13 protein-coding genes are annotated in these 14,420 nt (G+C 45.3%); 7 read left to right on the top strand and 6 right to left on the bottom strand.

What is annotated here, in order from left to right:
• Positions 1-5: 5 nt before the first annotated feature.
• The 3 genes from dxs to xseB are packed head-to-tail and all read right to left on the bottom strand — an operon-like array spanning position 6 to position 3,040.
• Entirely contained in the window at positions 6-1,871 is a 1,866-nt protein-coding gene (dxs, locus tag R7E78_RS07010; protein ID WP_318057774.1) for a 1-deoxy-D-xylulose-5-phosphate synthase, read from the bottom strand.
• Between the two features lie 20 nt (positions 1,872-1,891).
• The gene (gene ispA, locus R7E78_RS07005; RefSeq protein WP_005383621.1) at positions 1,892-2,776 is read right to left on the bottom strand and encodes a (2E,6E)-farnesyl diphosphate synthase; all 885 of its coding nucleotides are present in this window, start codon (positions 2,774-2,776) and stop codon (positions 1,892-1,894) included.
• A gap of 21 nt (positions 2,777-2,797) precedes the next feature.
• On the bottom strand, positions 2,798-3,040 hold the full coding sequence (gene xseB / locus R7E78_RS07000; RefSeq protein WP_005381566.1) for an exodeoxyribonuclease VII small subunit: 243 nt from the start codon (positions 3,038-3,040) through the stop codon (positions 2,798-2,800).
• 263 nt (positions 3,041-3,303) lie between these two features.
• Here xseB and pomA point away from each other — a divergent pair, with 263 nt between their 5' ends.
• From pomA to rlmM, 7 genes are all read left to right on the top strand, one after another.
• Complete coding sequence (pomA, locus tag R7E78_RS06995; protein ID WP_005381564.1) at positions 3,304-4,065, top strand: flagellar motor protein PomA; 762 nt, start codon at positions 3,304-3,306, stop codon at positions 4,063-4,065.
• 14 nt (positions 4,066-4,079) lie between these two features.
• A complete protein-coding gene (locus R7E78_RS06990) occupies positions 4,080-5,027 on the top strand; it encodes a flagellar motor protein MotB (protein WP_005383619.1) in 948 nt (315 codons plus the stop codon).
• A 211-nt stretch (positions 5,028-5,238) separates the two neighbouring features.
• The gene (gene thiI / locus R7E78_RS06985) at positions 5,239-6,687 is read left to right on the top strand and encodes a tRNA uracil 4-sulfurtransferase ThiI (protein ID WP_005383617.1); all 1,449 of its coding nucleotides are present in this window, start codon (positions 5,239-5,241) and stop codon (positions 6,685-6,687) included.
• A gap of 510 nt (positions 6,688-7,197) precedes the next feature.
• Complete coding sequence (locus R7E78_RS06980) at positions 7,198-8,118, top strand: transcriptional regulator GcvA (RefSeq protein ID WP_005383616.1); 921 nt, start codon at positions 7,198-7,200, stop codon at positions 8,116-8,118.
• Entirely contained in the window at positions 8,099-8,722 is a 624-nt protein-coding gene (locus R7E78_RS06975; protein ID WP_053302995.1) for an alpha/beta fold hydrolase, read from the top strand. Before R7E78_RS06980 ends, R7E78_RS06975 begins: the two co-directional genes overlap by 20 nt.
• A complete protein-coding gene (locus R7E78_RS06970; RefSeq protein WP_047010151.1) occupies positions 8,712-9,110 on the top strand; it encodes a DUF423 domain-containing protein in 399 nt (132 codons plus the stop codon). The genes R7E78_RS06975 and R7E78_RS06970 overlap by 11 nt, the downstream gene beginning before the upstream one ends.
• Positions 9,107-10,198, top strand: a complete 1,092-nt coding sequence (gene rlmM / locus R7E78_RS06965) for a 23S rRNA (cytidine(2498)-2'-O)-methyltransferase RlmM (RefSeq protein WP_017820611.1) — start codon at positions 9,107-9,109, stop codon at positions 10,196-10,198. The genes R7E78_RS06970 and rlmM overlap by 4 nt, the downstream gene beginning before the upstream one ends.
• A gap of 109 nt (positions 10,199-10,307) precedes the next feature.
• On the opposite strand, the gene xni is transcribed toward rlmM, so the two are convergent.
• From xni to R7E78_RS06950, 3 genes are all read right to left on the bottom strand, one after another.
• A complete protein-coding gene (xni, locus tag R7E78_RS06960) occupies positions 10,308-11,090 on the bottom strand; it encodes a flap endonuclease Xni (protein ID WP_005381982.1) in 783 nt (260 codons plus the stop codon).
• Between the two features lie 58 nt (positions 11,091-11,148).
• A complete protein-coding gene (gene ppnN, locus R7E78_RS06955; protein WP_005383611.1) occupies positions 11,149-12,525 on the bottom strand; it encodes a nucleotide 5'-monophosphate nucleosidase PpnN in 1,377 nt (458 codons plus the stop codon).
• 291 nt (positions 12,526-12,816) lie between these two features.
• The gene (locus R7E78_RS06950) at positions 12,817-14,382 is read right to left on the bottom strand and encodes a sensor domain-containing diguanylate cyclase (protein ID WP_005381978.1); all 1,566 of its coding nucleotides are present in this window, start codon (positions 14,380-14,382) and stop codon (positions 12,817-12,819) included.
• Between the last annotated feature and the right edge of the window lie 38 nt (positions 14,383-14,420).

Below are 14,420 nucleotides of genomic sequence, written 5' to 3'. Positions count from 1 at the left end.
ACATTCTATTTTGCTAAATAATCCAAGATGGATTTTTCAATTCCTTTTGCATCGAGACCAAGCTCTTCATGCAGTTCATCTTGTTTTCCCTGATGAATAAACTCATCGGGTAAACCTAGGTTTAAGACTGGCTTAATGATTTTATCTTTCATCATGAACTCAACGACACCCGCACCTGCACCACCTGCGATAACATTTTCTTCTAACGTCACGAGCACGTCATGATCTGCGGCTAATTGACGAATTAATGCTTCATCGAGCGGCTTCACAAAGCGCATATCAGCAACAGTGGCGTTAAGGTATTCTGCCGCTTCTAGCGCGTTACCCAAGAAAGTACCAAAGCTCAGAATAGCAACTTTTTCACCTTGGCGAACCATGCGCCCTTTACCGATTTCTAACGCCGTAAACTCAGTTTCGATTTCTACGCCCATGCCGCTACCACGAGGGTATCGAACCGCACTCGGGCCAGAATGCTTATGGCCAGTGTAAAGCATTTGTCGGCACTCGTTTTCGTCGCTTGGCGCCATGATCACCATGTTCGGAATACAGCGCATAAAGCTCAAATCGAACGCACCTTGGTGAGTTTGACCATCTGCGCCAACGAGACCTGCGCGGTCGATCGCAAACATCACTGGTAAATCCATGATCGCGATGTCGTGGATCAGTTGGTCATAACCACGTTGCAAGAAAGTCGAATAGATAGCTACGATTGGATGATCGCCCGCAATTGCCATACCTGTTGCAAGTGTCACTGCGTGCTGCTCAGCAATCGCCACATCAAAGTATTGGTCTGGGTACTCTTTTGAGAAACGCACCATACCTGATCCTTCGCGCATTGCTGGCGTAATTGCCATTAGCTTAGGATCTTGGGCCGCCATGTCACATAAAAAGTCACCGAAGATCTTTGAGTAAGTTGGCTTACCGCCACTGCTCTTCGGCAGACAATTATGCGTTGGATCGAATTTAGGAACACCATGGTAGCCGATAGGATCTTTCTCGGCCGGCTCATAACCTTTGCCTTTCTTGGTCATGATGTGTAGGAACTGAGGGCCTTTGAGCTCACGCATATTTTTCAGCGTTTTGACGAGTTCATTGACGTCGTGCCCATCAATCGGGCCAATGTAATTAAAGCCGAACTCTTCGAACAGAGTACCAGGCACTACCATGCCTTTTAGGTGCTCTTCCGTACGGCGAACCAACTCTTTAATAGGTGGAACACCAGACAGCACTTTCTTGCCGCCTTCACGGATAGAAGTGTATAAGCTACCAGAAAGTACCTTTGCAAGGTGGTTATTCAGGGCGCCGACGTTTTCTGAAATCGACATTTCGTTGTCGTTCAAAATCACCAACATATCAGGATGAACGTCGCCAGCGTGGTTCATGGCTTCGAATGCCATGCCTGCTGTAATTGCGCCATCGCCAATCACACTGACAATTTTACGGCCTTTGCCTTCTTTTTGTGCGCTGATGGCCATGCCAAGGCCTGCACTGATAGATGTCGAAGAGTGACCGACAGACAAAGTGTCATATTCACTTTCTTCACGCCAAGGGAAAGGGTGTAGACCATCCTTTTGGCGAATTGTTGGCATTTTATCGCGACGTCCGGTGAGGATTTTGTGCGGGTAAGCCTGATGACCAACATCCCAGATCAATTTGTCGATAGGGGTGTTGTAAACATAATGCAGAGCGACAGTTAGCTCTACGGTGCCTAAGCCAGACGCTAAGTGTCCGCTAGATTGGCTCACTGAATTTAGCAGATACGTTCGCAGTTCATCACACAGATTTGGTAATGTTTCTTTCGGAAGAAGACGTAATTCTTCCGGTGTATTTGCTAACGCCAGTGTTGGGTACTTTGAAATATCAAGAGTCATATAAATGCGCGCTTATAGTGTTAATTTTTGCGCTCGATGACATATCGGGCGAACTCTTCGAGTAACTGAGTATTGTATGGGATAGCTTCCAATGCTTGAAGTGCTTCCTGTAACAGAGTGTGAGCTTTCTCTATGGCTCCCTCTAAACCCAGCAGGGAAGGATAAGTGCTCTTATTCAGACCTTGGTCGGAACCTTGAGGCTTACCCAGTGTTTCTGTGTCACTGATGATATCAAGAATATCGTCTTGAACCTGAAACGCCAAACCAATTGCTTTTGAGTAGCGCTCCAAGTGAGGTAGAACCTCGATACCTTTCTCACCAGCAGCTAATGCACCTAATTTTACCGCACAATCAATCAGAGCTCCGGTTTTTTTACGGTGTATCTCTTCCATTTCTTCAAGAGAAACTTGGCGATTTTCCGCGCCTAAATCTAAGGCTTGCCCTACACACATGCCGCTGGCACCAGAAGAATGCGCTAATGCTTTGATCATGTTGATGCGTTGAGCTTCTGCCGCCGGGCTTAATTGACCATCAGCAATAATAGTGAAGGCAAGGGTTTGTAGTGCATCACCTGTCAGTATTGCGGTTGCTTCATCAAACTTAATATGACAAGTTGGTTGACCTCGACGCAGTTCATCATCGTCCATGGCTGGCAGATCATCATGAATGAGTGAGTAGGCATGTATACATTCGATAGCAGCGGCTGGGGTGTCTAAGTCTTCAGGTTTACAGCCGAGCATTTGACCTGTGATGTAAACAAGAAAAGGGCGAACGCGTTTTCCACCTAGCAAAAGGCCGTATTTCATTGCTTGAATCAATGGCTGCTCTTGATATGGAAGCTGATCGAGCCACAAATTCAATTGCTGATTGTTTCTTTGTTGAAAAGACGTCAATGTCTGTTGCATCACATTGCTCACTACTGATTGTTATTCTGAATCTGGTTTGAAGTCACTCAGTGGTGCTTCATCATCTTCACTAAGAAGAATGCTCACGCGCTGTTCGGCGTCGCTTAATTTAGTTTGGCCTGCACGAGCTAAGGCAATGCCTCGTTCAAACTTACGCAGGGCATCATCTAGAGCAAGATCGCCATTTTCTAATTGATCAACCAAGCTATCAAGCTCTTCAATGGTTGCTTCAAAGGTCATGTTTTCTGGTTTCTTGACCGCCATCTTTTTTCTGCCTTAATCAAGCCTCGGGTAAGATGCACGAAAGTTACCTTAGCCTAGTAACTTGGTCAAATTTAACCTTATATAATTGTCACAAAATTAGCGTTCAACGAGTCTAAGCGGTGAAACCCCATATTTTGGTTGAGGTTGTTAGGTGTAATTTGTGATCCATTAGCTAAGATTTTTCTAAAAATTCTGCGCGAGTTGTCGATACAGGTAATAATCCGCCCAATGGCAGTATTTGAGTATAGCGTGAGGAGTGCTTTGTGGATTTAGCAACCCTATTAGGTTTGATTGGTGGTTTTGCATTCGTCATTATGGCGATGGTGCTTGGTGGCAGCATCGGCATGTTTGTCGATGTCACGTCGATCCTTATTGTCGTTGGTGGCTCAATATTCGTCGTGTTGATGAAGTTCACAATGGGACAGTTTTTTGGTGCGACAAAGATTGCTGGCAAAGCCTTCATGTTTAAAGCGGATGAACCCGAAGACCTGATCGCAAAAATTGTGGAAATGGCCGATGCGGCGCGTAAAGGTGGTTTTCTTGCTCTTGAAGAGATGGAAATAAACAACACATTCATGCAGAAAGGCATTGATCTACTGGTTGATGGCCATGATGCCGACGTTGTGAGAGCGGCACTCAAAAAAGACATCGCGCTTACAGATGAACGACATACGCAAGGTACTGGTGTATTTCGCGCCTTTGGCGACGTTGCTCCTGCGATGGGAATGATTGGTACCTTGGTTGGTCTTGTTGCGATGCTTTCAAACATGGATGACCCTAAAGCGATTGGACCAGCAATGGCCGTTGCACTCTTGACCACATTGTATGGCGCGATCCTGTCCAATATGGTGTTTTTCCCTATTGCGGATAAGCTTTCTCTTCGCCGTGACCAAGAAACGCTAAATCGCCGTTTGATCATGGATGGCGTATTAGCGATTCAAGATGGCCAAAACCCGCGAGTGATCGATAGTTACTTGAAGAACTACCTCAATGAAGGTAAACGTGCCCTTGAGATTGACGAGTAACTTGGAGAGTCGTGATGGATGATGAAGATAACAAATGCGATTGTCCGCCACCTGGCCTCCCGTTATGGATGGGGACATTCGCAGATTTGATGTCGCTACTGATGTGTTTCTTTGTTCTTCTGCTCTCGTTTTCTGAGATGGATGTACTGAAGTTCAAACAAATTGCAGGGTCAATGAAATTTGCCTTCGGTGTGCAAAATCAGCTTGAAGTGAAAGACATTCCCAAAGGCACTAGCATTATTGCCCAAGAGTTTCGACCGGGTCGGCCGGAACCAACTCCGATTGATGTCATCATGCAGCAAACCATGGACATCACTCAGCAGACGCTCGAATTTCATGAAGGGGAGTCTGATCGAGCTGGTGGCACAAAACGTGATGAAGGCAAGTTAACGGGTGGGCAATCGCCAGAAACGTCAACTCAAAACAATGAGTCTGCCGAAGCGGACATGCAACAACAGCAATCTAAAGAGATGTCGCAAGAGATGGAAACCTTGATGGAAAGCATCAAGAAAGCCTTAGAGCGAGAGATTGAGCAAGGCGCCATTGAAGTTGAAAACCTCGGTCAGCAGATTGTTATACGTATGCGTGAAAAAGGTGCATTCCCAGAAGGTTCGGCTTTCTTGCAGCCTAAGTTTCGTCCTTTAGTTCGTCAGATTGCAGAGCTAGTAAAAGACGTGCCAGGCATTGTTCGAGTATCTGGCCATACAGACAATCGACCGCTAGATTCGGAGCTTTATCGTTCTAACTGGGATCTCTCTTCTCAGCGCGCAGTATCAGTCGCGCAAGAGATGGAGAAAGTGAGAGGCTTCTCTCATCAACGTTTAAGAGTACGAGGTATGGCGGATACGGAGCCCTTGTTACCGAATGATTCTGATGACAATCGCGCACTTAACCGACGGGTTGAAATCAGCATTATGCAAGGCGAGCCTCTCTACAGTGAAGAAGTGCCAGTAATTCAATAAGTAGGCTTTAGTTTTAAGTCAGTAAAGAGATAAGAAAGCGAGCAGATTGCTCGCTTTTTTTGTTTTTCCAATCCGCTTGGGTGTATAATCTTGCGCCTTAAAAGTGAGCTCAGACTACTTTTTGTGACTGAAACGCGGTTTTACTGCGTATGAAGTATTGAAGTTGAGTGTCACTCTTTGTTGATTGCGAAACTAACCTGCGAATTAGACTATGAAATTTATTGTAAAGCCCCATCCAGAAATTTTTGTAAAAAGTGAATCTGTGCGTAAGCGCTTCACAAAGATTTTAGAGTGCAACATTCGTAACATCATTAAGAGCCGCACGGAGTCTGTCGCGGTATTTAACCGTCGTGATCACATTGAAGTGACCTCTGAGAGTAACGAATTCCACGCTGAAGTTCTTGAGGTTTTGACTCATACACCAGGCATTCACCACGTACTGGAAGTGAAGCAAACTGAATTTAAAGACTTGCACGATATCTTCGAGCAAGTGCTAGAACTCAACCGTGCTGCACTCGAAAATAAAACCTTTGTTGTACGTGCGAAGCGTCGTGGCAAGCATGACTTTACCTCTATTGAACTAGAGCGTTATGTAGGCGGTGGTTTAAATCAAGCGATTGAAAGCGCTAGTGTTAAGCTACGAAACCCAGACGTGACGATCAAGGTAGAAGTCTCGAACGACAAGCTAAACCAAGTATTGTCTCGTCATAAAGGCCTAGGTGGTTTCCCACTGGGTACGCAAGAAGACGTGTTAAGCCTGATCTCGGGTGGTTTCGATTCTGGTGTTTCAAGCTATCTTCATATCAAGCGTGGTTCAAAAGTACATTACTGCTTCTTTAACTTAGGTGGTCCAGCACACGAAATCGGCGTTAAGCAGGTTTCTCACTACCTATGGAACAAATACGGTTCTTCAGCAAAAGTACGTTTTATCTCAGTTGATTTCGAGCCTGTGGTTGCGGAAATCCTAGAGAAAGTCGATGACGGCCAAATGGGCGTGATCTTGAAGCGTATGTTTATGCGTGCAGCAGGCATGATCGCCCAGAAGATGAAGATCGAAGCATTGGTAACAGGTGAAGCGCTAGGTCAAGTATCGAGCCAAACGCTAACCAATCTACGCCATATCGATAACGTAACTGACACGCTGATTCTGCGTCCGCTTATCAACTGGGATAAAGAAGACATCATCAATCTAGCACGTGAAATCGGCACAGAAGATTTCGCAAAGACAATGCCAGAATACTGTGGTGTTATCTCTAAGAAGCCAACCGTGAAAGCGGTGAAAGGCAAGCTAGAAGCTGAAGAAGAGAAATTCGACTTTAGTATCCTTGAGCAAGTGGTTCAAGAAGCTCGCATGATGGACATTCGTGATATCGCGAAAGAGTCTGAGCAAGCCGCACCAGAAGTAGAGCAAGTTCAAGCGGTAGAAGAGCACGCGGTTGTGCTAGATATTCGTAGTCCTGAAGAGGAAGACGATAACCCACTTGAAATCGAAGGTGTGGATGTGAAACATATCCCTTTCTACAAGCTGGGTACACAGTTTGGTGACTTAGACCAGTCTAAGACATACTTACTTTACTGTGACCGCGGTGTGATGAGCCGTCTGCAAGCGCTTTACTTGCAAGAGCAAGGCTTCAGCAACGTAAAAGTTTACCGTCCATAGCTGACTGATAAAATACGTTAAAAGGCGCAAATTGAGACATCAATTTGCGCCTTTTTTGTTTTTGATCGCGTTACAGACAACCATTACTTAGCATAATGTTGAGGCTTATCGCAAAGCCATACACTTTGTGTTGATATAACGATAGTTAATCCGAAAGAAGAGTAATAAAGTGATATTGCTGCCAGATATGCGGATGAGATTTTTGATAGATAAAAAAACACCGCCTAATTTAGGCGGTGTAACAAATTTGACAGACAGGTCAAAAATAAATACAGGAAGTATATGTTTTGTCACAGGGAGTGTGGACAAAACATTATGGTAGAAATCTACCTAACTCGAAATACGAGTTTGCAAACACAACATCGCAACAACGAAGCCAATTGATTTCCAAAGAAATCAAGCCGTTCAGGCCCGTGTTGCGGGGTGAAATATAGAATTTATCTGGCTGTTCGACAACGGACATTTTATAATGTTTCAGATTAAAAAAACTAATCCTATTAGAGGTCCCATATGTCTCGCAGATTGCCTCCATTAAATTCGCTTCGAGTCTTCGAAGCGGCTGCTCGTCATCTCAGTTTTACACGAGCAGCAGAAGAGTTATTTGTTACTCAAGCCGCGGTCAGTCACCAGATTAAAGCGCTTGAAGAGTTCTTATCATTGAAGCTCTTCCGTCGACGTAATCGTTCTTTGTTGTTAACAGAAGAAGGCCAAAGTTACTTTCTCGATATCAAAGATATTTTCACCTCGATTGCGGAAGCGACAGATAAGGTGTTGGAACGTAGCGAAAAAGGGGCATTGACGATTAGCCTACCGCCGAGTTTTGCTATCCAATGGCTTGTACCTCGTTTGGCCGATTTTAATGCTCAAGAGCCCGATATCGATGTTCGTATTAAAGCCGTAGATATGGATGAAGGCTCACTGACTGATGATGTTGATGTGGCGATCTACTATGGCCGTGGGAACTGGCCAGGTTTGCGAGCAGATAAATTGTACCAAGAGTTTTTGATCCCACTTTGTTCACCTTCATTACTTTTGGGTAACAAACCATTAGAATCTTTAAGTGACCTCAAATTACATACTTTGTTACACGATACTTCGCGTAAAGACTGGAAGCAGTTTGCTCGTCATTACAACATTGAAGGCATCAACGTAAACCACGGTCCTATTTTTAGTCACTCAACGATGGTGCTACAGGCTGCTGCGCACGGTCAGGGGGTCGCGCTCGGTAACAACGTACTCGCCAAACCTGAAATGGAAGCCGGACGACTCATTGCACCATTCGACGAGGTGTTGATATCTAAGAATGCATTCTATGTGGTGTGTCATGAACAGCAGGCAGATATGGGCCGAATCGCAACGTTTAGAGACTGGATGTTAGCAACCGCGAGAAAAGAACAAGAGGAAGTATTGGATGAATCACTGGATAGCTGAGGGACCTGAAAACGGACCGCTGTTTATTTTTGCTCACGGCGCAGGTGCGGGGATGGAGCATGATTTCATGACAGCGGTCGCCAAAGGATTAGTGGAGCAAGGTATTCGTGTAGTGCGTTTTAATTTCCCTTACATGGTGAAACGTTCGGAAGATGGCAAAAAGCGTCCGCCCGATCGCGCGCCAAAGTTGCTCGAAGCATACAGCGAAGTGATCGCTCACTTTACTTCTTCTCCCGTGGTTATTGGTGGTAAGTCAATGGGCGGTCGTATGTCGAGCTTGTTGGCTGAAAATGAGCTGGTGTCGGGCATTGCCTGTTTAGGGTTTCCATTTCACCCGCCAGGAAAGCCAGAGAAATACAAAGGCGAGCACTTAGCAACCATTGAGAAACCTACGCTGATTCTGCAAGGGGAACGAGACACCTTTGGTAAGCGTGAGGAATTCGATGATTTCGTCCTTTCGTCACAAGTAACGGTGAGCTTTTTACCTGATGGTGACCACAGCTTCAAACCGCGCAAGAGCTCAGGTCATACTGAAGTGGGTAACATTGCACTCGCGATAGAGCAGTTAGCGGCGTTTATAAAAGAGGTGTACAGTGAAAAGTAAGTGGTTACTCTCATTCTCTGGTCTGTCTGGGCTGCTTTCGGTCGCTCTTGGAGCATTTGCTGCTCATGGGCTAAAAGCGACACTGGCCCCTTATTTGCTCGGTGTATTTGAGACCGGAGTTCTGTATCAATTTATTCACACGTTGGCGATTGTGTTTTGTGCCATTCTGCTTCTGCTCAATTTGGGACAAAAAGCACAAAAATATTTTTTCATTGCGGCGATTTGCTTTATTATCGGCATCTTTTGTTTTAGCGGCAGTCTTTACGCGCTGGCGCTGACGGGCATTAAGTGGTTTGGGCCAATTACTCCTGTGGGAGGATTACTGTTCATGATTGGTTGGTGTCTGTTCTTTTTTGCTGCGTTCAATATCAAAGAGGTCTCCAAGTGAAACAACTAATGCTCTATTGCCGTTCTGGCTTTGAGAAAGAGTGTGCTGGTGAAATTCAGGACAAAGCGACACAGTTGGAAGTGTATGGCTTCCCTCGTGTGAAGAGAAACTCAGGTTATGTTGTCTTCGAGTGTTACCAAGATGGAGATGCCGACAAACTTGCGAGAGGTTTAGACTTTAAGTCTTTAATTTTTGCTCGACAAATGTTTGCGGTAGCAGCTGAGTTTCAATCGTTGCCAAGTGATGACCGAATTAGTCCAATTTTGAATGAACTAGCAGACATCGAAGCATTCCCTCGTTGTGGTGATTTGAGAATTGAAACGCCAGATACAAATGAAGCGAAAGAGCTACTGAAATTCTGCCGTAAGTTTACCGTCCCAATGCGTCAAGCGTTGCGCGGCAAAGGCTTAATGCTGAACAAAGATAACGCGAAAAAACCAGTACTGCACATTTGCTTTGTTGAGCCTGGCCACTGTTACGTTGGTTACTCTTACACTGACAACAACTCACAGTTCTTCATGGGTATCCCTCGCCTTAAATTCCCAGCAGACGCCCCAAGTCGTTCAACACTTAAACTGGAAGAAGCATTTCATGTCTTTATTCCACGTGAAGAGTGGGATGAGCGTTTGGCACCAGGTATGTGGGGTGTGGATTTAGGTGCATGTCCAGGCGGTTGGACGTACCAATTAGTGAAGCGCTCAATGTTCGTTCACTGCGTTGATAACGGCATGATGGCAGACAGTTTGATGGAAACTGGCCAGATCAAACACCATATGGTGGATGGTTTTAAGTTCGAACCAGACCGCAAGAACGTAACATGGATTGTTTGTGACATGGTGGAAAAGCCAGCTCGTGTTGCTCACCTGATGGGACAGTGGCTGTTAAAAGGTTGGGCAAAAGAGGCTATCTTTAACCTTAAGCTGCCAATGAAAGGGCGTTATGACGAAGTGCTGCAAGACCTTGAAAATCTGAAGCAGTTCCTCATTGATAATAAGGTAAAGTTCAAGCTACAAGCTAAACATTTGTATCATGATCGTGAAGAGATCACGATTCATATCCAATGTTTGTCGAATATTTCACCTTACTAACTTTATTCCCCGAGTCTTTTGGGAATAGTGATTAGAATAGAAAAAGCGCCTTCAAATGGCGCTTTTTTAATATCTGCCGGATTTCATGGTGTGAAACTACCATCGGACACTACTCCGCTTTGTTTGGCCCTAAAAAGCGAATATCTTGCAAGTTAAAGCCTAGTTCTATATCGCACTTTAAAGCGGCGACGCGTTTACATAAACGAGCAGACTCAATGTGCTCATCCAATTTTTTACGGTATTTCGGTACGAGATCTTCACTAGCGTAGGCAGCTTCAATACTCTCAAACTGAGTGAGAATCTCTTTCGCTGCTTTCGGGCCAATTCCAGGTACGCCCGGAACCTGGCTAGAGCTTATCCCTGTCAATCCCCAGTAATCCGCTAGTTGACTTGGTTTTACGCCGAACTCTTTTTCGATAAATGGTTCATCTAACCAACGATGTTGGAAATAATCACGGATTTGTAGGGTAGGGGAAAGTAGCTGGCAGTAACCTTTGTCAGTCGAAACGATGGTGACTTTTTCACCATGGCTGGCCACTTTCGTTGCGAGTGTAGCAACCAAATCATCTGCTTCATCGCCTTCAGACAGCAATGAATCAATACCTTGCTCCCACCACGCTTGTTGAATCGCATCTAACCCTTGCAGTAGTGGCAGAGGCATTGGTTTTCGGTTTTGCTTATAGTCAGGGAGAATTTCAGCGCGCCAACCTCTGTCTTGTTCGTGGTGATCAAAAACTGCGATGATGTGTGTCGGGTTGGCCTCTGACAGAATGCGAGTGAGGGTTCTTTGCGTTGTGGTTATGGTTCTTGCTATGTCGGTTGGATCTGGTTGTGCTGAGTGCACTCGGCGGATCAGGTTTAGGGCATCAATGATAACAAGATGAATAGACATAATGACTTAGCAATAAAAAAGGGGCGTAATGCCCCTAGTGTAACGAATGCTAGCCTGACTATCGACCACCAATTTCCGGGTGAGCGATTCGATAACACGGTTCGTAGTCTGAACCGCCAGGTAATTTCATTCGGTGCTGTTCGACAAAGTCTTTTAGCAACTTATCGAGTTTTTTCATGAGGACTGCGTCGCCATGAATGGTGAAAGGCCCTCTACGTTCTATTTCTCGAATGCCTTCAGCCTTTACGTTACCTGCCACTATGCCAGAGAAGGCTTGACGCAAGTTGGCCGCTAAAACTTGCGGTTCTTGATCTAGGCTTAAATCCAATTGTTCCATCGACTCATGAGTAGGCTCGAATGGCAGTTGGAAGTTTGGCTCAATTTTCAATGACCAGTTAAAGCTGTACGCATCGCCTTTCTCTTTTCGGTGAAGGCGTACCGAGTCCATGGAGCGTTTCATAATACGAGCGACTTCTGCCGGGTCGTCAATGATGATCTCGTAGTGCTTTTGCCCTTCCTCACCAAGTGTGTCGCGAATGAACTCATCAATAGAGCGGAAGTACTCTTCACTCTCTTTTGGTCCTGTTAATACGATAGGCATTGGCTGATCGGCGTTATCCGGGTGCATCATGATGCCAAGAATGTACAGTAGCTCTTCCGCTGTGCCCGGGCCACCTGGGAAAATAACGATACCATGAGCCATACGGACGAAAGCTTCCAAGCGCTTTTCGATGTCGGGCATGATGACCAGCTCATTTACTATTGGGTTTGGTGGCTCGGCCGCAATAATCGAGGGTTCGGTTAAACCAAGATAACGTTGCTGAGTATAACGTTGCTTTGCGTGCCCAATTGCTGCACCTTTCATCGGCCCTTCCATTGCACCAGGGCCGCAACCTGTGCAGATGTTAAGTTCACGCAGGCCCAGTTCGTTACCCACTTCACGTGTGTACTGATACTCCACTCCATTGATAGAGTGACCACCCCAACATACGACAAGATTCGGTGCGATACCTGGAGTTAATGCTCTGGCATTACGAAGAATGCCGAACACGAGGTTCGTAATGTGAATTGGGTTAGTAAGGTTGAGCCGCTGGGCGTCTGCCAAATGCATGTTTACGTAAACGATATCACGCAATACGGAGAACAGATGCTCTTGGATACCTTTAATTATTTCGCCGTCAACAAAAGCGTGCTCTGGCGGATTAGTCAGCTCAAGCTTAATACCACGCTCACGACGCACGACGTTGACATCAAACGATTGGTATTTATCGAGCAGTTCTTTCGAGTTATCGGTATGGCTACCGGAGTTCAACACCGCTAATGTGCAATTACGGTATAGCTGATAAAGTTCACTCGAGGCTGTGTTCTTTAAGCGCTCTACTTCTAGTTGAGATAGCAAGTCCATGCTACCAGCGGGGCTTATATGGGTAATCATAACGCCTCCTTGTGTTGCATTAATTTGAGGGAAAGTACCAACTTACCTTTTTGGTGTTATACGTATGGTTTGATGAAAGGTAGTTGGCCGATTTGGTTTTATGGTTATCAACTCCCAAGCAACCTCAAGATGATACATTTGCCTTTTATAAATACATCATCTTGAAGTGACTTGGGTTTTTACAGCTTAGCAGACTAAAAGGGAAGAAATGTGATAACTCGTTGAAAATGGGTGGTTATAAAGCGTAGATTGCACCAAATTTGGTTTGTTTGCTCGCTTTTTGTACGAATCTTAGCTCCAGTTAAGCTGGTTTGTTCCACGTTTTTTAGCGTCCGCAAGCATCTTGCCAAGACGATCGAGCACATACTCTGGCGTATCGGACTCTTTGAAAGACGTCGATACAGCAGCTAAGGTAATCATGATATTTTGCTCACGGAACTTAAAGGGTAATTGGCTAATATCACGCTGGATATGCTTAATCAGATCCAGTGTGTATTCTTCAGATTGTTCCGGGACGAGTAGAATAAACTCCTCGCCACCAAAGCGAGCCACTGTTTCCGTTTCTGATACACGCTTGTTAATAGTACGAGCGATGATCTTCAGCGCTTTATCGCCAGCCGTATAACCATAGCTATCATTCACCGCTTTGAAGTTGTCTACATCAAATAGCACAACACGAAGGTTTTGCTGAGAGCGAATCCAACGGCGATACTCTAGCTCTAGTCGATCGTTAAATGCAGTGCGGTTATAAACTTTAGTCAGCGGGTCGAGCAACATACGCTGAGCTTGGTCATCTAAGCGTCGACGATAATCTTGCGTAGTTTCAAATACCGCTTCGAGTTGGTTCTTACTGTAACTTAACCGCTCTTGCAGCGCTTGCTCTCGCTCTTCCGTCATTTTCAGTCGCTCTGTCAGCGACGCCATTTTTTCGAGAAGAGGCGTGATTTCTTTTTTCACAACCGCGATATCTTGAGCTTGATTAAGTGACTTTTGGCTTAATTCAACCAAGCTGTTCATTTCTGTGTTGAGCTCTTGGCGGTGTTCAAAGTAGGTATGATGCTGGTCGACGTTCTGATGAACGGTTTTTAGGTTACTTGCGAGAGAAGTGTTCAGCTGATCAAGGAATTGGCTTGACGCCTCGCGCTCGAACTTTGTTGCTTCGACAACCAATTTCAGCGTTGAGAGCGTAAGCTCAATGAGAGACTCGGCACTCACGCCAAGGAGCAACTTAGCGCGAATATCCAGCAATCTATCGCCTGATTCTCCCTCGAAATCCAGCTCTGTAATAGTATGTTGAAGGTCGCTGGCCAAGCATTCAAGTTGAGATCTGTCAGGATTGTTTTCAAATTCACTAAGATGTAGACGTGAATTAGACGTAATGATTTTCAGAGCGCGTTCGTAAATACTCAGTAGCTTAGTGGCTTGATCAGCTTTATTGCTGGCGTGAACTTCAGAGAAACTCATCAGGTTCCGTAGTTCACGTTTTAACTGCGCAGGTAAGCCCGTGACACGTTGCAGTGTTTCACCACTGTGCTTGATTTGTTCGTCAAGGTAACCGTTTTGTTTATCCATCGTCTTCGACTGCTGTTTGAGCATCCTCTCTAATACCGCTAAACGCGGGATAAGAGTGCTGATATCTTTTTGATGTTGCAGCTCTTGTTGGATTTCAAATAGGTAGTTGGATACCTGAGTGTTCGAACCCTGGCAAGCTGAAGACAATGATGCCACAACGCGTTTAAGAACTTGTTGTTCACGTTTGAATTTGAGTGAAGTATCACGATGAGTCAGTCTGAGTTGGTCAAGTTGACAACTCAGCTGATGCAGCTGCGACTGAATATCGGATTCCAAGATTCCCATGAAGTGACTACGGTTAAGTCCATGTACTACTGACAATT

This window comes from Vibrio sp. YT-19(2023), assembly GCF_033337395.1.
This window is presented reverse-complemented; position numbering and strand designations above follow the sequence as displayed.

Bases quoted from the DNA above. Each gene is read 5' to 3' on its own strand.
- dxs (WP_318057774.1), bottom strand. From the start codon at position 1,871: ATGACTCTTGATATTTCAAAGTACCCAACACTGGCGTTAGCAAATACA.
- ispA (WP_005383621.1), bottom strand. From the start codon at position 2,776: ATGCAACAGACATTGACGTCTTTTCAACAAAGAAACAATCAGCAATTG.
- xseB (WP_005381566.1), bottom strand. From the start codon at position 3,040: ATGGCGGTCAAGAAACCAGAAAACATGACCTTTGAAGCAACCATTGAA.
- R7E78_RS06990 (WP_005383619.1), top strand. From the start codon at position 4,080: ATGGATGATGAAGATAACAAATGCGATTGTCCGCCACCTGGCCTCCCG.
- thiI (WP_005383617.1), top strand. From the start codon at position 5,239: ATGAAATTTATTGTAAAGCCCCATCCAGAAATTTTTGTAAAAAGTGAA.
- R7E78_RS06980 (WP_005383616.1), top strand. From the start codon at position 7,198: ATGTCTCGCAGATTGCCTCCATTAAATTCGCTTCGAGTCTTCGAAGCG.
- R7E78_RS06975 (WP_053302995.1), top strand. From the start codon at position 8,099: ATGAATCACTGGATAGCTGAGGGACCTGAAAACGGACCGCTGTTTATT.
- xni (WP_005381982.1), bottom strand. From the start codon at position 11,090: ATGTCTATTCATCTTGTTATCATTGATGCCCTAAACCTGATCCGCCGA.
- ppnN (WP_005383611.1), bottom strand. From the start codon at position 12,525: ATGATTACCCATATAAGCCCCGCTGGTAGCATGGACTTGCTATCTCAA.
- R7E78_RS06950 (WP_005381978.1), bottom strand. From the start codon at position 14,382: ATGGGAATCTTGGAATCCGATATTCAGTCGCAGCTGCATCAGCTGAGT.